24 protein-coding genes, 5 tRNA genes and 1 other RNA gene are annotated in these 25496 nt (G+C 39.6%); 15 read left to right on the top strand and 15 right to left on the bottom strand.

Going from position 1 to position 25496, the window contains the following annotated elements:
- Window positions 1-222 precede the first annotated feature (222 nt).
- The 9 genes from HZA38_03795 to HZA38_03835 all read left to right on the top strand — a co-directional run bounded on the left by HZA38_03795 (window position 223) and on the right by HZA38_03835 (window position 8725).
- A tRNA-Leu gene (locus HZA38_03795) sits at window positions 223-307 on the top strand.
- 163 nt (window positions 308-470) lie between these two features.
- Window positions 471-1031, top strand: coding sequence for a manganese efflux pump (locus HZA38_03800; GenBank protein ID MBI5414615.1), 561 nt, complete (start codon window positions 471-473; stop codon window positions 1029-1031).
- 79 nt (window positions 1032-1110) lie between these two features.
- Window positions 1111-2436 (top strand): hypothetical protein, encoded by a 1326-nt coding sequence (locus HZA38_03805; GenBank protein ID MBI5414616.1) that lies wholly within the window; start codon window positions 1111-1113, stop codon window positions 2434-2436.
- A 114-nt stretch (window positions 2437-2550) separates the two neighbouring features.
- The gene (locus tag HZA38_03810) at window positions 2551-3189 is read left to right on the top strand and encodes a hypothetical protein (GenBank protein MBI5414617.1); all 639 of its coding nucleotides are present in this window, start codon (window positions 2551-2553) and stop codon (window positions 3187-3189) included.
- Between the two features lie 92 nt (window positions 3190-3281).
- On the top strand, window positions 3282-4523 hold the full coding sequence (locus HZA38_03815; protein MBI5414618.1) for a type II/IV secretion system protein: 1242 nt from the start codon (window positions 3282-3284) through the stop codon (window positions 4521-4523).
- Between the two features lie 167 nt (window positions 4524-4690).
- The gene (locus tag HZA38_03820) at window positions 4691-5890 is read left to right on the top strand and encodes a type II secretion system F family protein (GenBank protein ID MBI5414619.1); all 1200 of its coding nucleotides are present in this window, start codon (window positions 4691-4693) and stop codon (window positions 5888-5890) included.
- Between the two features lie 282 nt (window positions 5891-6172).
- Window positions 6173-6724 carry a type II secretion system protein gene (locus HZA38_03825; protein MBI5414620.1) on the top strand — a complete coding sequence of 184 codons (552 nt, stop codon included), beginning with the start codon at window positions 6173-6175 and terminating at the stop codon, window positions 6722-6724.
- 126 nt (window positions 6725-6850) lie between these two features.
- Window positions 6851-7414, top strand: coding sequence for a prepilin-type N-terminal cleavage/methylation domain-containing protein (locus tag HZA38_03830; protein MBI5414621.1), 564 nt, complete (start codon window positions 6851-6853; stop codon window positions 7412-7414).
- A 24-nt stretch (window positions 7415-7438) separates the two neighbouring features.
- Window positions 7439-8725 carry an ATP-binding protein gene (locus tag HZA38_03835; protein MBI5414622.1) on the top strand — a complete coding sequence of 429 codons (1287 nt, stop codon included), beginning with the start codon at window positions 7439-7441 and terminating at the stop codon, window positions 8723-8725.
- Between the two features lie 294 nt (window positions 8726-9019).
- Here HZA38_03835 and ssrA read toward each other — a convergent pair.
- The 3 genes from ssrA to HZA38_03850 all read right to left on the bottom strand — a co-directional run bounded on the left by ssrA (window position 9020) and on the right by HZA38_03850 (window position 10509).
- Window positions 9020-9510, bottom strand: a transfer-messenger RNA (tmRNA) gene (gene ssrA / locus HZA38_03840).
- A gap of 86 nt (window positions 9511-9596) precedes the next feature.
- Window positions 9597-9989, bottom strand: a complete 393-nt coding sequence (locus tag HZA38_03845) for a hypothetical protein (GenBank protein ID MBI5414623.1) — start codon at window positions 9987-9989, stop codon at window positions 9597-9599.
- A 49-nt stretch (window positions 9990-10038) separates the two neighbouring features.
- On the bottom strand, window positions 10039-10509 hold the full coding sequence (locus HZA38_03850; protein ID MBI5414624.1) for a hypothetical protein: 471 nt from the start codon (window positions 10507-10509) through the stop codon (window positions 10039-10041).
- Window positions 10510-10595: 86 nt separating this feature from the next.
- On the opposite strand from HZA38_03850, the gene ruvX reads away from it, so the two are divergent.
- Complete coding sequence (gene ruvX, locus HZA38_03855; protein MBI5414625.1) at window positions 10596-11036, top strand: Holliday junction resolvase RuvX; 441 nt, start codon at window positions 10596-10598, stop codon at window positions 11034-11036.
- A 14-nt stretch (window positions 11037-11050) separates the two neighbouring features.
- On the opposite strand, the gene HZA38_03860 is transcribed toward ruvX, so the two are convergent.
- The 3 genes from HZA38_03860 to HZA38_03870 form a co-directional block, all read right to left on the bottom strand.
- Window positions 11051-12850: a cation:proton antiporter gene (locus HZA38_03860; protein ID MBI5414626.1), complete on the bottom strand. Its 1800-nt coding sequence runs from the start codon at window positions 12848-12850 to the stop codon at window positions 11051-11053.
- A 12-nt stretch (window positions 12851-12862) separates the two neighbouring features.
- Entirely contained in the window at window positions 12863-13840 is a 978-nt protein-coding gene (locus HZA38_03865; protein MBI5414627.1) for a phosphoglycerate dehydrogenase, read from the bottom strand.
- 64 nt (window positions 13841-13904) lie between these two features.
- Window positions 13905-15170 (bottom strand): glutaredoxin, encoded by a 1266-nt coding sequence (locus tag HZA38_03870; protein ID MBI5414628.1) that lies wholly within the window; start codon window positions 15168-15170, stop codon window positions 13905-13907.
- Window positions 15171-15275: 105 nt separating this feature from the next.
- On the opposite strand from HZA38_03870, the gene HZA38_03875 reads away from it, so the two are divergent.
- Window positions 15276-15980, top strand: a complete 705-nt coding sequence (locus HZA38_03875; protein ID MBI5414629.1) for an FAD-dependent oxidoreductase — start codon at window positions 15276-15278, stop codon at window positions 15978-15980.
- Between the two features lie 77 nt (window positions 15981-16057).
- Entirely contained in the window at window positions 16058-17128 is a 1071-nt protein-coding gene (prfA, locus tag HZA38_03880; protein MBI5414630.1) for a peptide chain release factor 1, read from the top strand.
- A gap of 90 nt (window positions 17129-17218) precedes the next feature.
- On the opposite strand, the gene HZA38_03885 is transcribed toward prfA, so the two are convergent.
- Complete coding sequence (locus HZA38_03885) at window positions 17219-18406, bottom strand: hypothetical protein (protein MBI5414631.1); 1188 nt, start codon at window positions 18404-18406, stop codon at window positions 17219-17221.
- A gap of 165 nt (window positions 18407-18571) precedes the next feature.
- Between HZA38_03885 and tmk the strand changes: the two genes are divergently transcribed.
- The 3 genes from tmk (at window position 18572) to HZA38_03900 (ending at window position 20337) form a co-directional block, all read left to right on the top strand.
- Window positions 18572-19171, top strand: a complete 600-nt coding sequence (gene tmk, locus HZA38_03890) for a dTMP kinase (GenBank protein ID MBI5414632.1) — start codon at window positions 18572-18574, stop codon at window positions 19169-19171.
- A 112-nt stretch (window positions 19172-19283) separates the two neighbouring features.
- Entirely contained in the window at window positions 19284-20132 is an 849-nt protein-coding gene (locus HZA38_03895) for a bifunctional 5,10-methylenetetrahydrofolate dehydrogenase/5,10-methenyltetrahydrofolate cyclohydrolase (GenBank protein MBI5414633.1), read from the top strand.
- A 130-nt stretch (window positions 20133-20262) separates the two neighbouring features.
- Window positions 20263-20337, top strand: a tRNA-Gly gene (locus HZA38_03900).
- Window positions 20338-20407: 70 nt separating this feature from the next.
- On the opposite strand, the gene HZA38_03905 is transcribed toward HZA38_03900, so the two are convergent.
- From HZA38_03905 to lysA, 8 genes are all read right to left on the bottom strand, one after another.
- Window positions 20408-20484 (bottom strand) — tRNA-Arg (locus HZA38_03905).
- 86 nt (window positions 20485-20570) lie between these two features.
- The gene (locus tag HZA38_03910) at window positions 20571-20855 is read right to left on the bottom strand and encodes a DUF4325 domain-containing protein (protein ID MBI5414634.1); all 285 of its coding nucleotides are present in this window, start codon (window positions 20853-20855) and stop codon (window positions 20571-20573) included.
- 2 nt (window positions 20856-20857) lie between these two features.
- Window positions 20858-21589 carry a MerR family DNA-binding transcriptional regulator gene (locus tag HZA38_03915; GenBank protein ID MBI5414635.1) on the bottom strand — a complete coding sequence of 244 codons (732 nt, stop codon included), beginning with the start codon at window positions 21587-21589 and terminating at the stop codon, window positions 20858-20860.
- 149 nt (window positions 21590-21738) lie between these two features.
- A tRNA-Glu gene (locus tag HZA38_03920) sits at window positions 21739-21813 on the bottom strand.
- A 366-nt stretch (window positions 21814-22179) separates the two neighbouring features.
- A tRNA-Lys gene (locus HZA38_03925) sits at window positions 22180-22254 on the bottom strand.
- A 56-nt stretch (window positions 22255-22310) separates the two neighbouring features.
- Complete coding sequence (locus HZA38_03930) at window positions 22311-22874, bottom strand: hypothetical protein (GenBank protein MBI5414636.1); 564 nt, start codon at window positions 22872-22874, stop codon at window positions 22311-22313.
- Between the two features lie 130 nt (window positions 22875-23004).
- Window positions 23005-24195: an aminotransferase class I/II-fold pyridoxal phosphate-dependent enzyme gene (locus tag HZA38_03935; protein ID MBI5414637.1), complete on the bottom strand. Its 1191-nt coding sequence runs from the start codon at window positions 24193-24195 to the stop codon at window positions 23005-23007.
- Window positions 24196-24261: 66 nt separating this feature from the next.
- Window positions 24262-25494, bottom strand: coding sequence for a diaminopimelate decarboxylase (gene lysA, locus HZA38_03940; protein ID MBI5414638.1), 1233 nt, complete (start codon window positions 25492-25494; stop codon window positions 24262-24264).
- Window positions 25495-25496: the final 2 nt, after the last annotated feature.

The raw sequence follows: 25496 nt of genomic DNA on the forward strand, positions 1-25496 counted from the left end.
AACGCTTCTGCAGAATCATTCAATGCCAAAATCAAAGGATTCCGTGCCCTTGTTCGTGGTGTTACCGATAAAAGATTCTTCCTCTTCCGTATCTCTAAAATCTATGCCTGATATTTTCTCCAGCAAATTATTGCCTGATCCACAATTTCGAATCAGGAAAAGTGAGTTACATTCAATTGCCCCCGCCTCATATCTTCGCTATCATTCGCCTGATCTTTTTGTGCCGTGGTGGTGGAATTGGCAGACACGCCGGCCTTAGAAGCCGGTGGGGCAACCCGTGAGAGTTCGAGTCTCTCCCACGGCACCAGCCTTCGTCCGCTTTAGCGGACTTCGGCTGGCACGCCGAAAGCGAGAAGTTTAGCGAAGTGCTGCCCTTCGTAGCTTCATGCGGAGAAGGGCAAAATTGAATTGAGAATTCAGAAAAGGACTACGCTCTCGAGGATTGATATTATGTGTCTTATCTGAAATGCATGTCTCTCTCAGATATTATTTCACTTCTTCTTATATCCATCGCCCTTGCCATGGATTCCTTCACGGTTTCTTTGACGATTGGAGCAGCTCAAAAAAAGTTTCCCCTGAAAAACGCCGTTATTCTCGCTCTTATTTTTGGAGGAGGACAGTGTGTCTTCCCATGGATTGGGTGGATTTTGGGAGTGTCGATGTATGAGCTTATCAACACCTTTGATCACTGGATCGCTTTTTTCCTCCTATTTTTTGTCGGAATCAAAATGATACGAGAATCTTTTCACGCCGATGCCAAACAAAAATTTTCTCTGGAAATTCCCCTTCTCATTCTTCTCGGAACAAGTGTCAGTATTGACGCTCTCGCAATTGGACTTAGTTTTGCACTGCTTCGCCAAAATATTCTCCTCCTTTCCATTTTCGCTGGAATAATTTCATTCATTTTTTCACTTGTAGGAATTTTTCTTGGGAAAAAAGTAGGATTTCTTTTCGGAAAACGAGCAGAATTTTTTGGAGGACTTATCCTCATCGGCATTGGGCTTAATATTCTGAGAGAACATTTAGCGTAGACTTCCTAAAGCAGATGGGCGCCTTGTTTTTTTCGTGTTTTTGCGGTACAATACAAGGAAACATATTAAATACATACACATGGACGATTCTTCTCAGGAAAAAATTCCATCTTCGGCTGAAGGAACAGAAAAAACTCCCGAATCTTCAGGTGCACCGAATCTTGAACAACTCGTAGCTTCAAGCGAAGAAAAAATAAAACACATGGAGAATTCACAAATTACTCAGGCGGATATAGAGCATACTCATGAATCCACAGCCATTCCAAAGATTCTTCAAGATGACGATGATGAAATTATTCCGGGAGTAAAGTTTGCACTTCCGTCTGTTTCCATCGCCAAACAGAGACCAGATGGGGAGAGTGGACTTCAAAAAATCACGAAATTTTTTGGAAAAGGGGTGACATTCATGAAACAAAAGATCAATGCCGTAAGCACATCTCTTGAGCAAACAAAAAAAAGTCATGAAGAGAAAGGAAATATGTTTACAAAGATTTTCTCGGAAAATAAATCATCCACCGAAGTCACAGGAGGATCAGAGCTTATTGAAAACATAATCGCACAAAGTCATGGAACTGAGGCAGTTCCGGATGTAAAGGTGCCCCCCTCAGAAGTCGCATCACCAGAAGAAATGGAGAACCAAAAAGAAGGAAAACTCAAATCACACGAACGAAGAATTTTAGATCTCCAGAGTAAAAAAGAAGCAGAAAAAGTGCTTCTTGATGAACAAGTGAAAGAAAAAAAAGGGGAAAACATGTTGCAAATTGCAAAAATTTTTGCGGGGATAAGTATTCTTCTCCCCATCACCTCCTTCCTTTTTAGTGGGCTTTTTTTGAGCACAGAAGGATTCCTTTCGGGACTTCTTGGTGAGAAAAATTATGGACTTACTCTTAAAAATAAAACGGAAGAACTCACCCGTATTGAAGCCGATATTGCAAAGGCGAATAGTGAAATGGCCACACTCGACCAAAAAGTTAATGGAATTCAGAATAATGAGGTGCTTGCGGAAATTGCACAAAAAAGAATTCATTGGAATCGTGTTTTTGAAAAAATACTTACTCTCACCGACACAACATTTGAAGGGAATTCTGTAGGGCGTTACGTTACTTACCAATCATATTCAGGAGACACCGCTACACAAACATTAAAAATTTCAGGAGAAGTGCGGGCGCCAACGGGAAAAAGTTTTGAGGCCCTCATTAAGCTGAAAAATGCTCTCAACGAGCATCCTAATTTTGGCGGAGTAGAACTTCGCCAATTTTCCAAAAGATCATGTGCTGAGAAAAGTAAAATATCCGCAGCGTTGTCGTGTGCGCCATTTTTCTTTAGTCTGAAGTACACATCAGATTCGGAGCTCACTCTTAAAGCAGCGCCTCCTGAATCTGACCCAAATAAAAAACCAGAATAATTTAAAATTTATAATTTACAATTTAAAATTTCCCCCATGCTCCCCAGTCAAAAAAAACAATTCGAAGAAATTCTTCACAAACTCAAATCAATTCGCCAGAATTTTATAATTCTTATGACAATCGGTACTGTCACAGTCGCGGGAACAATATTTTTTCACTCGTATCCAAAATACACGGAAGCACAAAAAGATAAAATTGAAATTCAACAAATAGATGCAAAGATAAAAGAAAAAAAGACAGGAGCAGATGATATAAAAACTGAACTCGCGGAAAAGGAAAAGAAATTCAATGAAGATATTAAGGATTTGAAGCCCATTCTCGAGAGAGCGCTTCCTACTTCTGATCCAACAGATGAAATCGCCGAATTTTTGGAAGATTTTGCACTCTATACAAACTCGGAAACACACCCTATGTCCATGGAAAACATTGCCTTTACGGAACCAAAGAAAGAAGGGGGCTATTTTGTTGTCCCATTTCGAATGAGCATTGAAGCTGATCAGGAAAATTTTTCTCGATTTATGAAACAGGTAGAAATTTCCGGGTCACTCAAACGTGAGGATTTCTATCGACAAAATTCGGTTCCCATCATGAGCATTGAAAGCATCAATGTGAATATTCCACAGGAAAAAGATGAGGATCCTGCACTAAAAAAATCGGAGTCATCAGGTGAAAAAAAAATAGAAACTTTTTCCTTTAGCGTTAATCTGCAGGCGTATTACAAGCCAGAAGCAGAAACGGTGGAAGGGAAATGAACTGAGCGGAGAATTTTAAATTTTAAATTCTAGATTTTAGATTATATACAGCACCCTGAAAGACTCTTCAATTCCTAATTCCTACTTTTGCCATGCCAGATAAAAATACAAAAGAAAAATTAACGGACGCTATTATCGCGGGAAACATTCCGCAAATTGTGCTCTATACACTCGAACACGCTTTCGAACTTGGATCTTCAGATCTTCATTTTGAGCCAGGAGAACACACCGTTCGTATAAGGTTTCGTGTGGATGGAATACTTAGAGAAATTATTGAATATCCAAAGAACATTCATAGTGCTGTTACTTCTCGCATAAAAATCATGTCTGGGCTCAAAATTGATGAACAGAGAAAGCCGCAAGATGGACGCATGCTGACTTCTACGGAAGATCGAAAACAGCTCGAACTTCGTGTTTCAACGCTCCCCACAATTCATGGAGAAAAAACAGTAATGCGTCTTCAGGACAAAACACGAGATATTCCGACGTTTGAAGAACTCGGACTTACGGGAAACAATTATAAATATATGATGAATACCATTCGCAATCCGAATGGGATTACGCTGGTAACGGGGCCAACCGGATCAGGAAAAACAACGACGCTCTATTCAGCGATGAGTCTTCTCAACAAAGTGGATGTGAATATCATGACCATTGAAGATCCGGTGGAATATGAAATGGCAGGGCTTTCGCAGAGCCAAGTGCATCCTGATATCGGATATGATTTTGCTTATGGTCTTCGTACTGCGCTTCGTCAGGATCCAGACATCATCATGGTGGGAGAGATTCGTGACCAGGAAACGATTGAAATTGCCATCAAGGCTGCACTTACCGGACACATGGTGCTCAGCACCATTCATACGAATTCTGCTGTTTCGACAATTACCCGTATTTTGGATATGGGAGTACAGCCATATAAGATCACGTCTTCACTTCGAACGATTGAGGCACAGAGACTTCTCAGAAGAATTTGTCAGCACTGTAAAGAATCATATGTGGCAGAGCCAGCGGTTGTTCAGGAAATTCATAAAAAACTCGATACTCTCAGTGCGGACGAAGATTTTGACAGATCTCTTCTCCAGAATATTCAACTCTATCGTGGAAAGGGATGTGAAAAATGTGGAGGAACAGGAATGAAAGGACGAGTGGCAATTTATGAAGTAATGCCGATGAACCGAGAAATAGAAAAACTCGTACTCGAAGGAAGCCGCGAAGCAGAAATTGAGAAACTCGCACAGTTACAAGGAATGACGACGCTTCTTCAGGATGGCTACATGAAGGCGCTGAACGGAATTACGACGCTGGAGGAAGTGTATAAAGTAGCAATTAGTTAATTTTAAATTTTGAAATTTAAAATTTCTAAATAAATCCTAATTTCTAATTTTTAAAACCCATACATCAATTTGAACATTTTCCCCTTAGACATTGAAACTTAAAAATTATTTAGAAATTTCAAAATTTAAAATTAAAAATTCTCCTCAATTACTTTTTTTTCTCACCTATGCCAGATCAACTCATCTCTCCATCAATTCATATTAGTAAAGACGAATTCCGAAAGGTAAATGTCAACGAAGTCGGAATGGGCTCTCCGAAGGGAAATCTTTTTGAGCGCCTCAATGAATGGGTGGTGAACATCTCTCCGCTCAATATTAAGGAAAAAGTATCCTTTTTTCGCCTCATGGCGACGATGATTAATGCCGGAGTTTCCCTCATGAAATCACTCGCAATTATGGAAGAACAGACGAAAGATCATAAAATGAAACGAATTTGTGAAAGGCTTATTCAATATGTGGAAATGGGACAAACACTTTCCCAAGGAGTTGCCGCTTTTCCAGACGTATTTTCCACATCTGAAATTGGTATGATTCGTTCCGGAGAAGCATCCGGACGGCTGAATCATGTACTTCTGAGTCTTGCAGATCAAGTCGAGAAAGGCGCGAAACTCAGGGGGAAAATTAAGGGAGCAATGATGTACCCAATGGTAATTATTATTGTGATCATTGGTGTATTTATTACGATTACCGTCATGGTAATTCCAAAACTTAAAGAGACATTTGAGGCATCACATGCCGAACTTCCCGCAACAACACAACTCATGATTAATATTAATACACTTTTACAAGGAAGTACTCTCGGCATTCCCAACGTCATTTTTATTCTTTTGGGGCTCGGAGGACTTATAGCGCTTATTATATTTTGGAAAAAAACTGATTCTGGAAAATATTATTGGGACAGCATCATGCTTCAAATTCCTGTCTTTGGCATGCTCCGAAGAAAGCTCGTGCTTGCTTCATTCTCTCGCAGTGTTTCCACGCTTACAGACAGCGGACTTTCCATCGTAAAAACACTTCGAATTACCGCAGAAGTTGTGGGAAATGAAGTCTACAGGCGCCGAATTATTCTTCTTGCGGAAGACGTGAAACAGGGAATTACCATGGGAGAAAACCTGCAGGGAAATTCAAAGATGTTTCCCGTGATGCTCGTTTCTATGATTTCCGTGGGAGAACAAACAGCGCAAATTGCAGATGTTACGGCAAAAGTTGCGGAATTTTATGAAGATGAAGTCGACACAATGGTAAAGACACTTTCTTCTCTCATGGAACCGATTATTATTGTGGTCATTGGGAGCGTTGTGGGATTCATGGTTGCGGCCATTATGACGCCGATTATGAATATGAGTGAGGTGGTGACGAAAGGGTAGGGGAGAATGTAAAATGCAGAATGTAAAATGTAAAATGTATTTCCTTCGTGCGAGGCACCTCTCCAGAGGTGCCCGAAGAGGAATAAGAAGGACATACTTTATATACAACAATACAAAAAAAATATTTTGCAAATAAAAATAGAAGGAAATAGCAGAAAAAAGACGAAAAACGCTTGGATTTTGCCAAAATATTTGCTATAATAGCTCTAAGAAATAAATACATTTCCTTACTTCTGAAACAATTTTTTCCTCTTCTTTTTTTATTATTTCATCTCCCTCAATATGAAAAGGACGCAAGGTTTTACCCTTATTGAGTTGCTTGTAGTGATTACCATCATTGGTATTCTTGCGGTAACGTCGATAACTCTCTTTACGAACTCTCAAGAGAAAGCAAAAGATGCGGCAAGGCAAGCAGATCTTTCTTCTATGGAATCTGCAGTGAATTTATACTATGCAAATGCTTCTCTTTATCCGGGAGCAGCAACTGTGGCCGATTTTGCGAAGTTAACAAAAGCGGATTTAACAACCGCAATAGTTGGAAATTATATCAATAAGCTTTCTATTGATCCCTCAAGTCCGACAAATAAGTATGACTATGCGGTGGAGTATGAAACAGCTGGTGACCCAACTAAACCAGTAAAATATTGGGAGTTTTCTGTTGAATTAGAATCAAGTACCAATGACGCAAAAGAGGATGCAGATGGTGGAAATAATGGTGATCAACTTGAGGCAGGTAAAGGTACCTTAAGTGTAGGGGGAGCTACTGCTACTAATGATTATGTAGAAGATGGTAGTGGTGTTAATGGCGCAATACAAACGTCATGGTCGTCATAATGTGATTTAGGCGGTTTATATAACGTATGAAAAAGGAGTCAGATGATAAACAACTGGCTCCTTTTTAAATTCTGTGGAAAATTTATTCCCTTCTTCTTTTTATATTTTTTGTGTATATTTTGAATAATGAAACTATTTCCTTTTGTAAATATTATTATGTTTTTGCAAAAGAAAAAACTTGAAAGCAGAGGGTTTACACTTATTGAACTTCTTGTGGTGATTACAATTATTGGAATTCTCGCCGTGGTGAGCATAACAAATTATCAAAGTGCACAAGAAAAAGCACTTGATACTGCACGGATTGCTGACATGAATACATTACTCAATTCAACCCAACTTTACCTTCATACAAATTCAGTAGTACCCCATGAAGACTCTGGAGATCTTTCCAAACAAACCCTTGAAGATGCGATGAATGGCGTGTTTTTAACGAGTGTTCCTGTAGATCCCGCCACGAATCAATATGTATATGCCATTGGAAATGGCCGCGATGGTGAAGAATATGGCGCATTTGAATACAACTCCCAACTCGCTTCCTCCCTTAACGATATTCAAGAACAATCCGATGGTGGCGATGTCCCGGAACTCTATGAGAATGGAAATGACACGCTTGAACTCGCGCCAACAGATTTTCCGCTTGGTGTTGGAGATATCTCCGAGACAGTGACGTATTGGGTAAGGACGGAATAAAAATCTCATTTTCTCTTCTGTCTATTGCGAACTCGCCAACCGTGGCAGTGTGGTGAGGGGAAATGGCTCGACAATATTCTCCCAAGGTATAAAATGGTTGCAAAAATTTTATACTTCGGTATAATATTCACGATGATAAAGCCTCGTTATCTTCGGCAGTCTATAACTCAAGATCTTAAAGAGAAAATGGTCTTTATTGCTGGACCGAGACAGGTGGGGAAGACAACTCTTGCAAAAATAATAGCGGAACAAAATTTTTCACATTCCACGTATTTTAATTGGGACCATCGAGGAGATCGAAAAAATATTTTGGATGGGACATTTCCCGCTGCGAGCAAAATCGTAATTTTTGATGAACTTCATAAATATCGAGGATGGAAAAATTACATAAAAGGTATTTTTGATACATACAAAGATCAATTTTCTATTCTTGTTACTGGCAGTGCGCGCCTGGATATATATCGAAAAGGCGGAGATTCTCTTCTTGGACGATATCATTCCTATCGTCTTCATCCATTTTCACTCGCTGAAATAGTTTCAAAAGAAACGCTCCATGATGAAATATTTCGCGAACTCTCATTCCCAAAATCAAAAAAAACGAAAGAAGCATTTGATGCTCTCTTTAAATTTGGAGGATTTCCAGAGCCCCTTTTCCATCAAACAGAAAAAGCATTGAGACGTTGGCAAAATGAACGAGTCGATCGGCTCATTAAAGAAGATATTCGGGACATTGAGTTCGTTCGGGATATGTCCGCATTGCAGGTTCTTGTGGAGCTTCTTTTGGAACGAGCAGGGGGAAGATTGTCTTTAAATTCCATAAGCACTGACCTCAATGTAAACCATAAAACAGCCTCTCTCTGGGTGGATATTTTAGAACGTTTTTATTATCATTTTCGCATCTATCCGTTTTCATTTCACACGATTAAATCACTCCGAAAAGAGCCAAAACTGTATCTCTGGGATTGGTCACCAATTGGTGATGAAGGGCATAAATTTGAAAATATGGTCGCTTCTCATCTTCTCAAATTCATTCATTTTTTGTGTGATGCAGAAGGACACAAGGCAGAGCTTTTTTATCTTCGAGATAGAGAAGGAAGGGAAGTTGATTTTTTGGTTACAATCAATAAAAAACCTTGGTTTGCAGTAGAGGCAAAACTTTCTGAAAAAACTCCTTCAAAACACCTGCATTATTTTAAAGAACGCCTCAAAATTCCTTTTGTATACCAAGTTGTCGCGCTCCCACATATAGATATTCTCCAAAGCGGGATTCGAGTGATGAGCGCCAATCAATTTTTTATGGGTCTTATTTGAGAAAAAAAGAAGAGAATTTACGGGATATCAATTACAAAAGTGTGAGTGTGAGAATTGAGTAGTCAGGGAAAAAATTTGCGTTAGCAAATTTTTTCAAGAGGTCCTTCGACTCCTCCGCTAAAGCGGAGGCGCTGAGGACACGCAGTGTCTTTCCTCCTCGACTCGCCCGCCTTCGCTGGCTCGCTCGGAGCAAATTTAACTGTGGCGTGCCATTCGAAGCGTCAGCAGTAAATTGCTTAACGATTGCCCTTCTTCGCTAAAGCTACGAAGGGCATTCTTCGCTGACGCGAAGAATGGTGGAGATGGGGGGAATTGAACCCCCGTCCAGAAAGGCGAACCCAAAACTTCTACCAAATCATAGTTCCTTTTGATTTTCCTTTTCCATAATAGAAAAAGAACAAAAATTTATGAAAAAGTCATATTTGATCGTACAAAAAGGCTTTCAAATAGGGAAACCAAGACTTTTTGTTCTGGAGAAATGACACTTCATTCTCCGTTTCCAGAAGAACAAAAGACGAAGCGTCTCCGGAGCAGAGCTCAACGGAGATAAATTGGAAACTAAAAAAGTTACTTTAGGCAGCTACAGGAATTGAAGCGTAAGCTTCACTCTGCATTGCGAATCGCTCCCCAAGGGAAGCGACAGCTCTTTTTGCAGTTTGTCCAATTTTTGAAAGTGACGTAGCACTTATGGTACCACTTTTCGGATCTGCGGGGAGAAAAATGGTGAATCCCCGGATGGCAGTTTTGAACTCGGCTAATCTTCCTGTCGAATGCCGGTCATCCCCATGATATTAATGAGCGCATGTTTTATTTTCTCATATTTTTGGGATTTATGGAAGAGACGCGATTAATCGCGTCTTTCCATGAATATTTACACCTGTGCGACAAATCCAAAATATCCGAGAACACATCCGAGAACGATAACAAAAATTCCTCCAACCGTCAGAATATGTTTTATTTTCAGGAAAATTTTCATAATTTTCATCATATCCTGTGGAGCAAGAAGAAGCATGAGTCCCTTCACAAGAGATCCCCATCCAAGAAGAGTAATTATGACTTCCCAGCGCATTTCCCACACGTTATGGTATGTAGCAATAAGGAATCCGATAATGAGCGCCATCATGCCGCCCAAAAACATCCCTACTATACTTTCAGAAAGTTCTTCTAAAAGCTTACGATAGTGATTTTTATTGAATAAAAAACCAACGCCGATGACAACATATACGAGCGAAAGAAGCTTCGCAATAAAAATGGATAAGCTCATAAGGTTTGGGAAAAGAGAAAAAAATCAAAAAGAACGCGGAGAGAGGCGATCATTTTTGCTTCTTTCGAAAGAGCAGCGTCTTGACCTCAGAAAATTTCTTTTCGGTAAAAACAAGGTAAGAAAAAAATCCAGAAAGAACGAGGTCCACCCAAAATCCAAAACCGATGATGCTGAAATAAAAATTCGAACTGAGAAGCCATAAAACTGGTCCCGCAAAAATAGCTCCTGCCAATATCTTCTCCATCATTTTTTGCTCCATTCCCATGTCTGGGATTTTTATTCCCGCCATCGGCAGTATCTTCACGGCAAGATAGAGAATGCTCCCCAAAAAAGTGAGATTTCCATATGACCTGAGACCATTTCTTGAGAAGTACACTATGCTTCCATACTGTCCATATGAATACGATTCCCAGGGAAAAAACAAAAACATGAGAATCCCAAAAACCAGAATGAGCAAATACTTCTCATCAGAAGTTGATTTTTTCCAAGATTCTTTGAGTTTCTGTACTTCAGCAGGCATATGTGTGGGAAAAATCCCTTTTTTTATACTCTTTCTTCTCAAATTTGTAAATCATAATACAATGGTACTGCATTCTTTTTCTTTTCATGAAAATTCTCGCCCTCGATATCGGTCATAAACGTATTGGAACGGCAATTGGAGATTCAAAAATCGGAATTGCATTTCCGCAAGAAATCCTCGTGACTTCCGACTCAAAAAACAATATATTTTCTGAAATTTTTAAAATGGTTGAAAAAAATGCCATCACAAAAATACTCGTGGGGTATCCTAAAAATTTTTCAAATGAAGGCGATGAGCAGTGTGAACGCTGCCGAGATTTTGCTGATAATTTTGAAGACTATCTTCAATCGCTCGGAAAAAAAATTCCAGTCGATTTTATTTCAGAAGGAATTTCTACCCAAATTGCTACCAAAAAATTGAGAGGAATTGGATTTTCGGAAAAAGATCAGCGTGGACAGAAGGATTCCATCGCTGCCGCCGTATTTTTACAGGAATATTTGGATCAGAAAATTATCAGTGATGAGTAGTCAGTCGTGAGGAATCAAAGTCTTTTTTTTGAACTCATGACGATTTTTTTCGCCTCAATTTTCTCTATTATTTCTTTCAAGCGAAGTTTGTTGAGGTTGTGAAGAAAAAGGGCGATTTCATTATCGCTCAGGTGTTTGTCGAAAGAAATTTGTTCGGAAAGGGGAACATGCTGAAATTCTTTTTCAAGTTCATAAATCTCCTTATTAATATGATGGATATGGCTCGCTCCAAGATATGGTTTTAAAATAACGTAATCAACTCCTTTGTTAAAAATTTCAATTCCATCTCGACCAGAATCAGCAGTCGCGATAATAATGGGTTTTTGTTTGAGCTTTAATCTTTCTATATATCGAAGAATGAAGAAATTATCTTCAATATTTGGAAGAGTGCTGATAATGACCTCGGCATCTTCTAAGTTCAAATTTTCGAGAAGCTCCGCATCTTCAGCGTCTCCGAACATACAATTTATTTTCTTCGTAATGAGTTTTCGGATCACATGATTGTCGTGGTCAACTACAATATAATCATCTTTAAAGCCCAAAATTTGTTCCAAAACCTGCTCTCCCACCTGACCACATCCGAAAAGAATAATATGATGCGCAAGAGCTTTTTTCATTTTTCCCACATTTTTTGGTTTTCTGAATTCGAAATAAGAAAGCACGGGTTTCAAAAAATTATAGAGAGCATTGTTATATGTCATCATGTACGATGAAAGCACCATTGTTCCCATTCCAATAAGCGCGATCATCGAAGTAATTTCTTCGGAAAGATGTCCGAGTCTATTTCCCAGGGCAATAATAACGAGTGAAAATTCGCTGATATTTGCCAGAATAAGTCCCGTAAAAAATGCAGTTCGTTTGTCATAGCCCATAACGCCCATAAGAAGAACGACCAGAAGAGGTTTTCCGATGAGAACAAAAATCGAAAGAACGATGAGCGGAAAAAGAAGATTTGTAGCACCACTAAAGATCATTTTCGCTCCGAGTGCTGCAAAGAAAATAGTGATGAAAAAATCTCTGAGCACTTTTGTCTTCGCATTAATTTCAAAGGTGTACGGAAGATTTGCGAGACTGATCCCCGCGATGAATGCGCCAATTTCCATAGAAAATCCGATTTTCAGAGAAAGAAGAGAAATCACAAAACACCAGCTCAGGCTAAAAAGCACGAGGAGTTCATGCGATGAAGCAATAACATTGTAGAGATATTTGAGAATTTTTTTCGAAATAAGCATTGTCATAATAGCAAGGAGAATTCCCCTCACAAATATTCCGCTAAAATGCCATATATCGAATCCAAATCCTCCTTCTTGAAATCCCGCGAGAAGAAGAAGTGCCAAGATAGCAAGAACGTCCTGTATAATTAAAATTCCAATGGAAATTTGTCCATAAAGAGAGTGAGTATCACGCTTATCTGACAAGATTTTTACGGCAATAACAGTACTCGAAAATGTCAGAGCAACAGAAATATAAAGACTCTGAATTGTGCGAAAACCAAATATTTTCACCAAAAGAATTCCAATAATTCCAGTGAGAACAACTTGTCCAATCCCTCCAAGAAGCGATACAAAACCTAATTCTTTGAGCCTCGGAACGCTCATTTCGAGTCCGACGAGAAAGAGCATCAGAATAATTCCGATATTTGCAGTCCCCTGAATAAATTCGGGATCTTGTATGAGTCCAAATCCAAATGGTCCAATTGCAACTCCTGCGATGAGATAAGCAAGGATGAGTGGCTGCTTCAAGGAATATGAAATTACCGCCACCACCGCAGAAGAAACAATAACGAGCCCGATATCAAACGTAACCTGCTCCATGAATAATAAAAATTAGAGACCCCGAACTTGATGAAAAAGCTTTCCCTGACCTAGAAATACGTGAATGGACATAATTCCTTCAGCGTACATTTTTTGCATGGAATCATCGGCATAAAAAGCGATATGAGGTGTGATGATGACTCTTGGATGGTGAATAAGATTCTGATCTTTCTCAATATTTTGTTCGTGTTCCAAAACATCAAGAGCAGCATACGCAATTTTTCCAGAGATAAGCCCATTCAGAAGAGCTTTTGTATCAATAATGCCACCTCTCGCCGTATTTACGAGAATAACGCCGTCTTTCATTTTTTTGATAGTTTTCGCATTCACTATGTGTTTTGTATTTTTGAGAAGGGGAACATGAAAGGAAATGATATCGCTCTTTCTCCATATTTTTTCCAAAGAAACATATTCAAAATGACTTTCCCGCGCAAGACTCTCATCCGGATTCGGGTCATACGCAATGACATTCATAAGGAATCCGAGCGAGGCAATACGTGCAACATTTTTCCCGATTTTTCCCATTCCGACAATTCCCAGAGTTTTTCCTTGGAGGGCAATTCCGCGAAGACCGTGGTAGTCAAAGTTTTTCTGCCCCACGCGAATTTCGCCAGCGCCTATTTGTCTTATAGAAGAGAGCAATATTGCGAAAACATGCTCAGCGATAACATGTGATCCATAATCAGGGACATTACAGACCGGAATACTTCGTTCCTGAGCAGCACGGAGGTCAATGTGGTTATATCCAACAGATCTCGTCACAACGAGTTTGAGATTTTTGAGTCCATAGATAACTTTTTTCGTAATGGGAGAATAGATGAAGATGCAGAGCACCTCAGCATTGGGATATTTTTTGATAATTTGTTCATCCGTAAGAACCGTATTCTCAATTTTTGCTTGAGGAAAAGCCTTGAGAATAGTTTTTTCATCTTCTGTATCTACCTCGAGAAATACAATATTTTCAGGAGAAATTTTTTGTTTTTTGGACATCTGGGAAGGGAAAATGTATTCCCTCCATTATATCATAAAAATGACGAAGAATGAAGGCAAATTTCTATGAAAACGTCAAGACCTCTGGAGCAAAAATAAGAAGTGTCCCGAGAATAAGCATCAGGATTCCTCCGATTATGTTTGAAGCTCGTGCATACTTGTGAGTAATTCCAATTTTCTCAATGGAATACAGCGCAATTCCAAAAACAATAAAGTCATCGAACATATACGCAAAAATATAAATAACGATGTACCAAATTTTTTCCAAGATAGGAAGAACGGAAAGATGGAGAATTTGCGTAAATGTTTGAGGAATTCCAATAGAGCATGCAAATTCGATAATGTTTACAGAAAAAGCGAGCGCAAGAATTCCAAAAAAGGTCACAATAGTGAGTGGAGAATGCGCAATAGCCTGAATTTTGTTCGTAATTTTTTTCTTCTGTTCAGAGCTCGTTACTTTACAGGTTCCATCAGAGAAGGTTCCTTCGTACAGGAAAAAGAATCCCGATCCAAGAGCAACAAAGCCAACAATTGGGGTGATCCATGCATCAAGTCCTACAAAATTCCAAGTGGAAAACCACAGTGTTAAAATCATCGCGTACATAATGGCTTCTGCGAGAAGAAAAATTCCCGCGACCACAAACATTTTGAATCGATCTCCAATTTGAATAAGTGCGAGGAGAAAAACAATAAGTACCCACATCGCACATGGATTGAATCCATCGATAAGCCCGAGGATAAAAGAAAGCGCTGAGGGACTTTTTAACTCGGCAAGATCGAGAGGTCCCCACAGTGGAACATTGACAATGAGCGAAGTAGCTGCGCATTCTGTGCTATTTGCATCACATACTGATGCTTCATAATCGTAGACGCGAAGATTGTCTTTTTGTGCCCATGCTTCGCGGAAAGTGAGCAATGAACTTTTGGAATTATACGCTTTCTTGATCTTTGCCCCCATATTTTCTGCAGAATCAAATCCTACGAAAATTTCATCGCCAACAATGGTAATCGGTGTACTCTTTGAAAGATTATATTTTTTGGTGAGTTCTAGGAACATTTTTCCGGCTTCTTTACTTTTTTCAATATCGAGTATTTGAATGGAAAAATTTGGATTTTCCTTTTTCCACTCAGCTAAAAATTTCTTTTCATCTCGGCAATGTCCGCACTTTTCCCTCGAAAACATCGAAATCACCGCAGTATCATTTTGTACATCTTCAAGAGCAGGGGAAAAACTTTGGTATATATACGATCCGATAGTTCCCAACAGGAAAATTCCGGCAAATATGTAAAACAAAATTTCTCTCTTTGAAGAAAACGAAAAAAATTTCATAGGAGATGAAGAGAAAATCCAGAACAAAAACAGACCGCATCATGGTATCAGAAAGAATCCAGAAATCCAATGTTCAAATTCAGTAAAATTCAGTATTATTTCGGCATGGGCACTATTCCTGAATATTCGGCTACGGTAATAGAAGTTATATCCGCCGCGAAGGAAACAAAACTCTTTCGCCTTAAACTATCTGAATCTTCACCACCATTTCATTTTACAGTTGGACAGTTTATTTCCATTTTTATTGAGGAAAAAGTATTTCGCGCCTATTCCATTGCGTCGTCTTCGAAGAAACTTCCTCTCATCGAACTCTGTGTCAAGATTATTCCAGGAGGAAAGGGAAGTGAGCATCTTGATCATCTTGCCCCGGGAGATGTGATAACATTTCGAGGACCGTTTGGATCATGCGTTCTCAAAGATCTTCAAAAAAGTAAGATATTTATTGCCGGAGGAACCGGAATTGCACCAATAAAAGCTTTTGTTGACGAGCTCAAAGAAGAAAGATTTGGCGGAGAAGAGGAACTTCTCTACGGAGTCAGAACACCGGAATATGCGGTGTACACTGATGAATTTAAAAATCTCTCATCAGATCATTTTCGATGGATTCTCTGCGCGAGTGACATGGAGAAGAATGACTCTGAAAAATATCCTCGGTATCCCACTGACGTTCTTCAGAAATATCCGCCGGAATATTTTAGAGATAAAGAAGTGTATGTGTGTGGTCCTCCACCACTTGTAAAGGAAACAATCCACATTCTCACAGAAGAAAAAAATTTCCCGAAAGAATACATCTTTACAGAAGCATATTAGCGAAGAATTCAGAATTTCCTCGTCAGCGCTTCTCTGACAAGAAATTTTATTTTTTGCTATTTATCAAAGTTTCCATGATTCCTGAAAAATTACAAAACATTATTACTGAATTCGAATCGATCGAACAAAAAATGAGCGATCCTTCTGTATTCGGCGATCCAATCCAGATGAAAGTTCTCGGGAAAAAAAGAGCGGGAATGGCGAGCCTCATGCAAATTGCCAAAAAATATTTGGGAAAACAAAAAGAAATAACAAACCTTTTAGAAATGGAAAAAGACACTGATCCTGAAATTTCCAAAATGGCGAAAATGGAACTGGAAAGCACAGAAAAAGAATTCAAAATTCTGGAAGAAGAAGCGAAAAAGGCACTCATTCCAAAAAATCCAAATGATGAGAAAGATGTGATTATGGAAATCAGGCCAGCTGCAGGAGGAGAAGAATCTTCGCTGTTTGGCTATGAATATGCACGAGCAATTTTTCGATATTGCGAAAACAAGAAATTTACTGTGGAGCTTTTTTCCAAAAGTGATTCGGATTCTGGAGGAGTGAAAGAGCTTATTTTTGCAGTTCGAGGAGATGGCGCATATTCGAAACTCAAGTATGAAAGTGGGGTTCACCGCGTTCAACGTATTCCAAAAACAGAATCCCAAGGACGAGTTCACACTTCCACAATTACCGTTGTTGTCATGCCAGAAGTCGAGGAAATAGAATTTGAAATTCATCCATCTGACGTACGTGTCGATGTATTTCGTTCATCGGGTCCGGGTGGACAATCAGTAAACACCACCGATTCCGCAGTCAGACTCACGCATATTCCCACAGGCGTGACGGTAAGTTGCCAAGATGAGAAATCTCAGCTCAAGAATAAAACGAAAGCATTTCGCATTCTTCGTGCGCGCCTTCATCAAGCGGCAGAAGAGAAGCGGATGAAGGAAGAAGGAGAGAAGCGTCTTGCGCAAATTGGTTCTGGAGATCGAAGCGAAAAAATCCGTACCTATAATTTCCCGCAAGATCGCGTGACGGATCATCGCATTCATGAGAATTTCTCAAACATTCCCGCGATTATGGATGGAGATTTTGACGATATTGTTCATGCGCTTACCGAGGCGGAAAACTTGGAGAGGCTGAAGGGAAGCGGGGGAAAGTGAATGGTCGATGTGAAAATTCAGTGTATTCACCAAAAACAGGAATACATTTTTTAGAAGGTACTCCTGTTTCATGGTAATAAACTCTTTTTCTTAATAACAATTATTTAAGTATCGTACAAATTCAGAATTGGCAATGTCTTTTTCTGTTGATGTATTACAGATAGAAAAGCTTTCGGTTTTACCGTTAGTAAATGTAATCACAGCAGTGTTCCCTTTCGGTGCCTCAAAACTTACAACTTTTGTATTGTTGTCTTTCATATACGTAGTTATTCCTTTAAAAGCTTCTTCTCCAAGAGCTTTTTTAATTACAGACATAAAATAGTTTTGATGCCCCGACTCTCTTCTTTCTACAGCGCCACCAAAGTAAGAAAGTACTTTATTGTTTATAAATGCTTTTATTTGTGTCGGAGTGAAAGAACTTAAAGACCTTTTCTGGGTGGTGGAAGCATCTCGAGGGGATTCAGGAAAATACTTTCGTTCCATAACACCAGGACCTTCCTGCATATCTCTGAAAAGAATTCTTAATATTGGCACTTGCCTACCGTCTTCAACTTCAACTCCAAGACTAACTCCGAAAGGATCTCCTGTAAACATTCCAGCTTCGCTCAATCTGTCTTCTAAAAGACCAAGTCGTTCTTGTCCGATTGCCACTTTTATTTTTGCAGCTGTCTCATCATCAATAGTTCCTGATTTTTCCTTTAAACTCGCGATTATTTCTGGAGAATCGTTTCCTGTTGTCATTTCGAGCATTGCTTGCAAAAGATTTTTTTGTATTTCCTCTTCACGAAGACTTGGTTGATTGCAATAGGAAGAACCGTAAGAAATCCAATTTGAATCGCAAGGATTTACAGCTGTCGCAGTGGCAGAAGGAGGATTGTTATTTTCTGTGTTTTCTTGATGAGTACAAGCAGTAACTAAAGACGCAATCATAAGGAGAAGGGCTATTCGAGAACTCAGCATCGCTCTTGGAAGTTGTACAGAAGCGGCGGAAAAGAACTGGTCTGCCTCCTGAGGAGAAGCTTGAACCTTCGTTGCTCGAGGCATTGCACTTGGAGATTGCAGAGGGACAGAGAAGACCTGGGAGGCATTCGGAGTCGAACTCCATGCCAAGTTTGCTCCTCTGGAGTTCGCTTGTGCTGCACGATCACGATAAGGATCTTTGTTATTATCAAGAGACGCTCTAGCGTTATATGGCGACGTATGCGGAATTTTTGGAGTATTTTCCGAAGGTCGAGAGTAGGAATGAGTAGGAAATTGTCTGTAGTTCTGGTTTCTCATAAATTTACACTATAAAAAGTACGGCATAATAGAATACAAATTTTATCTTGTCAATAGAAAATAATTGTTTTTCTCATACTTTATTGTGGAAATGGGAGATTTTCTGAAAAAATACATCCAGAAAATAATCTAAAATCTAGAATCCAAAATTTAAAATTAATTCCCATGTTTCTCGTTTTTGAAGGTCTCGACGGCAGCGGCTCTACCACGCAAGCAAAACTTCTTGCAGAAAAATTGCGAGCACTCGGAAAAAAAGTCATCCATACGTCCGAACCGACGGATAACGCCGCTGGAAAACTCATTCGTGATGCACTTCAGGGAAAGTGGAAAATTTCGCCAGAAGGCTTGCAACTCCTTTTTTGTGCAGACAGGGCACATCATCTCGAACAAGAAATTCTGCCAGCGTTGAATTCGGACAATATCGTCATTTGTGATCGATATATTTGGAGTACTCTTGCTTATGGTTCCCTGAACACTGATTCTAAATGGCTTCAGGAGCTCAACAAACATTTTCTCAAGCCAGATTTTACGTTTCTTCTTCAGGTTCCTCCCAAAATTTGCCTCGAACGCATTCACAAAAGAGGTCTTCCAAATGAGCTTTTTGAAGAAGAACAGAAACTCAAGAAGGTTTGGGAAACTTATGAAGAACTCGTAATCTTTGAAAAAAACTCGATTGCTCTTGATGGCGAAAGAAAAGAAGAAGAAATTTTAGATGAAGCCTTGGCAATTCTTCGGAAAAAATTTCCTGATGAGTTTTCGGGATAATTTGTGTTTTAAAAGGCGCGACGGCGCCGTCGCGCCTTCTGTCGTTTTCAATAACAAATGGTCATTTCTCTCAAAATCGTATAAACTCTCTGCGCCATGTTATCTTCATCTCATGACCGCCATTCTTCTCGACGGGAAAAAAACTTCGGAAAAACTCCTTGTGGAAGCTGCAAAAAAAATAAAAACGTTTCCAAAAAAATTAAAACTCGTGGTTGTTATGGTTGGGGCTGATCCGGCAAGTCGTGTATATGTACGAAAAAAGCTTGAGGCGTGTCAAAATGTGGGAATTATTTCTGAAAAAGTAGAGTATCCCGAAAGCGTTTCTGAGAAGGAACTTCTCGGGAAAATTCGCGAACTTAATTCGGATGACTCTGTAACAGGGATGATTGTCCAACTCCCATTGCCAAAACACATTTCCACACCGCAGGTTATTCGGGAGATTAATCCCCACAAAGATGTGGATGGATTTCATGCCTATAATCTCGGAAAAATGTTTCTGTCTCCTGAATTCGAGGATCTTCCGCCTGCAACGCCGGGAGGAATCATTCTTTTTCTGGAGGAATATAACATTTCTGTATCAGGAATGAATGTGGTGGTTATTGGCAAATCAAATATTGTGGGAAAACCGATTGCAATTATGCTTCTCAACCGTGAGGCAACGGTGACCGTTTGCCATCGTCATACAAAAAATTTGGCAGAACATACGAAAAATGCAGATATCGTTATCGTTGCCGCTGGAAAGCCAAATTTACTTACAGCTGATATGATTCGAGAAGGGGCAATCGTCATAGATGTGGGGACGAATCATCTTGAAAATGGAAAACTTGTGGGAGATGTCGATTTTGAAAATGTTGCCAAAAAGGCAAAATATATCACTCCAGTTCCCGGTGGAGTTGGTCCGATGACGGTGGCAAAGTTGATACTAAATACCATTCGGGCGTACGAGAGAAGTACAAAGTAAAAAGTACAAAACACAAAATAAAAAGCAATTTTTGAATATTCTATGTTTTTTGTACTTTGTATTTTGTACTTTGTACTCGCTTGACTCCTTCCTCACACTTTCCTACAATTCCTCCGCTCATTACGACCTTGCGGGCATAGCTTAGTTGGTAAAGTCTCGGCCTTCCAAGCCGATTACACGGGTTCGAATCCCGTTGCCCGCTCCATCTTTTTGAAAAAGAGGTTTTTTGAGCGAAGAAGACTAGTACCTCAGGTTTAGAACTTGGCATAGAAAAATGGTGTTCCCGGTGCGACTCGAACGCGCGACCTTCAGGTCCGCAACCTGACGCTCTATCCAACTGAGCTACGGGAACAAAATCAATTACGAATTCCAAATTAATTCTGGCGTATAATACTAAATTTCACAAAAAGCACAATTTATTTCATCGGAATAAGCCAATTATTCCTGTTTTTTCTTTATGTCCTGAAGGAGTTCTAAAGTTGCCTGAACAGAAGGATTTTCCGTATTGTCGAGTGTTACTCGGTCTTTATATTTTTCTAGGATAGGAGTCAAAAATTCATCCGCCCAAGAAGGACCAAGTACCAAAACTTCATCAAAATCTATTCTGATACGTGTATCGAGATTTATATTCCTCAAAATTGGCTGAAAAGCTGCAAAAGCTTCTTTTCCTGCGGGTCTTGAAGTAAGAGTAGTCCCAAATTTTTTTAATTGTATGATCAGCATATTTATGAAGTATGAAATTGTATCAGCGCTATACATCCATGAACTCCGGGGATTTTTTCTGAAATGGAGAGTTCTTGATCTCCCTGCTGGAGAAAGACCTGAGCATCCCCTGTTTCGAGTATGAGTGAAAGAGCCTGAGCGCTAACAACTTTCCGCACATATTTGAGTCCGATTCCTCTTGATTCAGGCGCACGTCCTGAGATTATCTCCGTAAAAGCTACTTGAAGTGCTTCAGTATGAGTTTGAAGCTCAGGTTTTACTCTTTGCAGTGTTTTTAATATGCCCTGTCCTCTATCGGCGAGAACAATATATCCCTTTTTGAGATTATAACCAAAAAAAATACCCGGAAGATCTCTCCAGTTTCCCAAATTATGATCGAAAGAATTATTTCCTATTTCTCCCGCAATAGCGACAATGAGGGAAAAAGGAGAAGAAAGATTTTCAGTTTTAATAAGCGCATTTTGCATGTGAACAAGTCTGCTTTGAAAAATATCACTTGTGGGACAGTATAACGAAGATTCTGGCTCTACACCTTTTTTTCTCTGAACCCATTTTTCAGCAAGAGGGAATAAGTCTTTTCCAAATAGGTCGATATCCTGTTCAAAATAATACCGATGACTTTTTTCTGAAACTCGAAATGAAGGAAAAATTCCGTTCTTGTCCCATCTGCGGAGTGTCTTGATAGATACTCCAAGCCTCCTTGAGGCTTCGCTAATAGTGATAACTTTTTTCATAATTTAAGCTTCGTAAAAACTTGTCTATAATCTGCCCAAATTTTATTAAATCTACCCAAAAAAGTAAATGAAATTTAGAAACCTTTTCAAATAAATCAACAAATATTAGAAGAATGAAATTCCACTTCTAATTATACGAATAATACATCTGGTAGCGCCAAGGGGAATCGAACCCCTGTTACCAGGATGAAAACCTAGCGTCCTAACCACTAGACGATGGCGCCATGCGAGAGAAAAGTTAATAGGAAAAGAGCTGATTATGCAAGAAGGATTTGAAAGAATAAAGAGAATGGTCTTTGCCCCTCGACAAGCTCGGGGCATTCGACTCGTATATTTTTCTGAAAGAAAAACTGGCCGAAGGCCATGAGCGAGTCCGCTTTAGCGGACGAGTCGAATGGTGGGTGAGGCGGGGATTGAACCCGCGGCCAACTCCGCTAAAGCGGAGCTGCTCTACCATGATATAAGTGTATCCATCTTTCAATATGCCCCCCTTTCTTGGTATTCCTTTCAAGAGTTCTGGCTTCCTCGAGAGTTTTTATTTCTTGAACATATTAGGATATATACAAATGGCATGTAAATGAACAAAATTTTGGTGGGTGAGGCGGGGATTGAACCCGCGGCCAATAGCTTAAAAGGCTACTGCTCTACCACTGAGCTACTCACCCACAAAAAAGCCATGAGAGTGTATACGAATTCTGAGTCCATCGCAATTTTTTTTGAGCTATTCCTCCCCTCTTGCAAAAAGACTTGAAAAAGTAAAAACAACTGCTGGGAGCGCGAACCATAAACTATAGTTCTCGACCATAGTTCTCACAAGAGACGATTGCTCGGCTATGGAAACAATGGGGCTTTCTGCAAGTACTGCTGATGCTCCCAAAATACTCACTCCTGATATGTATACGAGAATAGTGCTGATCGTAAGAGCGGCACTCATGATTCCATATGCTCCCGTGAGAAAGAGAGAAATAAATTTTGACTGATCTTGATGCAATTCAATGTGAAATGCTCCGCGAGTAGTTAAGAGAACGGTAAGAAAGACGAAAATCGAAATTTTGAGGAGAATAAATCCAGTGCTATCCGTTTGGACCACAAGAACCTTAAGAACTGGATCTGCGCCAAAAAAGTACGTTTGGAGAAGATTCCCAGCTCCATCTGCCGCAAGTATGGCCATGTAAGAACTGAGTATTACCTTCATGGTCTGGCTTTTTCCAATTACAAAACTGTACGCGACAATGATGAGGAAAAAGACACCAATAAAGAGATTCCAGGAGAGAGTGACGTCCATGTGAGCAGAGGAAAAGAACCTTTTCTTTTTCTGGGCGAAATTGTATCACTCATGTCGAGAAGAGAACAACAGGTTTTCTGCGAAGCATTTTTCTGCGAAACATATGCGCAATTTTTTATAAATGTGAGAATCACAGTACCTTCAGTCTCTCCGTTGCTTCTTCTATTTCTTCCATGGTGGGCATCAGGGCAAAACGGACATATCCATTCCCTGGATTAACGCCACCAGTGCATTCATCAGAAATCAGGCTTCCGGGAGTAACCACAATCGCAATATTTGGATCGAGGAGTTTTTCTGCAAATTCCACATCGCTCATCCCGCTCGGAACTTTTTGCCAAATGTAAAATGTTGCATCAGGTTCAGCAACATCAAGTCTCATATTTCGAAGTGCTTTCGTGAGGATATTTCGTTTTTTGAAATACATTTTTCTCATACTCTCAACATGATCATCATCTTTCAGCGCGAGAATTCCGGCTTCCTGCATAATTGATGGCGTTCCAGAATCAATGTGAGTTTTCAGGTTTTTATAGATGCTGATAATACGTGCATCGCCACACATAAATCCGACACGATAACCGGTCATATTATTTCTTTTGCTGAGTGAATAAAACGCCACGATTCCCTCACGCGCCACTTCTAAAATCGAAATTGGTTTTTTTTCAAAATAAATGTCGATATAGCATCCTTCATCTGCCGCAATGATGATGTCGTGTTTTTTTGCCCAAGCAATAAGTGCTTGATAATAAGTTCTCTCGGCAATAGCGCCCGTGGGAGAATTCGGATAATTGATCCAAATGATTTTCGCTTTCTGACAGATTTCTTCTGGGATCGATTCATAATTGATAAGAAATTTATTGTGTGCGAGCAGCGGAACAAAATACGGCTCTCCTCCAGCAAGAATTGTCCCCGTTTTGTATGGAGGATATCCAGGGGAAGGGCAAATCACGATATCACCGGGATTCAAAAATGCGAGTGGGAAATTAAAAACTGACTCTTTGGAACCAATACTGGAGCAAATTTCTGTTTCTGGATCGAGCTCGACTTGAAAACGCCTCTTCATATATTCCACTGCTGCTTCACGAAAATTTTGATTTCCGGTATAAAATGGATATCCAGTTCGAGCATGTTTTTCTCCAAACTTTTGAAGATTTTGAATCACAAAGTCGGGAGTTGGTTCTGTCGGGTCTCCAACTCCAAAATCTATCGGAGACTTCGCTGTGCCTTTTTGTGCAGCTTTTTTCAGTGCAGCAACTTTTTTATTGATCTCCGCGAAAGCGTAGGGCTTAATATTTTGCAGACGATCAGAACGAGCTAGAAGCATAAGAAGATTTTAGATTTTAAATTTTGGATTTTAGATTCATGGAAAATAAGAATCTAAAATTTCGAATCATTCGAAGTTCAAAGTCGCAAATAAATCTTCAATTGTTTCCGATCTCCTAATCTGGCGAAATTTTCCGTCAGTTTGGAGAAGATATTCAGCATGTTTCATCCGACCATTATAATTGTGTCCCATAGCATAAGCGTGTGCTCCACAATTATGAATTACGACAACATCTCCAATATTTGAAATTGGAAGAATACGATCTTGAGCGAATTGATCATTATTTTCACAAATTCTTCCGACCACGGAAACTTTTTCTTCCGAAGACGTAGAATTCAAGACAGAAATATGATGATATGCTCCATAAATCGATGGTCTTGGCATATCGTTGCTACTCGCATCAATTCCCACAAAGGTCTTGTAACTTTCCTTGCGAAGAAGTATTCGAGAAATGAGCCACCCCGCATCAGCGGTAATGTACCTCCCCGGTTCTGCCATAAGCCGTGGCTGTTTCAGCGAATATTTTTCACAAGAATCCGTAATAACCTTGTGAATTTCTTTTGCGATTGCATTCATATCAAGACTTTTTTCCTCAGGCGCATAAGGAACTCCAAATCCTCCGCCAATATTCATAAATTCTATTTCGATCCCAGTTTGTGAATGTATTTCTGCCACGACTTCAAACAATTTTTGTACGACTTTTGGAAAATGTGAGGCATCAAGAATATTACTTCCCGTCATCATATGAATTCCGAATTTCTGAATTCCTAATTTTTTGGCTGCAGAATAAGCCTCTGCCGCTTTTTCAAATGGCATTCCAAATTTTGCATCTGGACCAGCCACTACAAGACTTTTCATTCCCCCATTTCCAATTCCTGGATTTATTCGAAATGAAAGCGTTTCTGGAACGCCGATTTTTTCAAGAAATGGAATCATGCTGATATCATCGAGATTGAGCACAAGTCCCTGTTTTTTCGCATATTCCAATTCTTCAGGAGGAGTATAATTTCCGGTGTACATTCCGTGAGCATTCAGTTTTTTAGCGAGAAACACTTCCGATGGACTTGAAGTATCAAGATAAAATCCTTCTTCGAGAATAATTTTGAGAATTTCAGGATTTGGATTCGCTTTTACCGCATAAAAAGGCTGAAAATCTGGGAAATATTCACGAAATGCTTCTCTGTACCTTCGACAATTTTCCCGGATTTTCGCTTCTGAATAGAGAAAAAATGGTGTTTTAAACTGCTCAGCAGCGGTCAGAATTTCATTTTTTGGAAGGCGAAGAACATGAGGGTTCATAT

The sequence above is a fragment of the Candidatus Peregrinibacteria bacterium genome (genome assembly GCA_016220175.1).
Lineage (GTDB): Bacteria > Patescibacteriota > Gracilibacteria > CAIRYL01 > CAIRYL01 > JACRHZ01.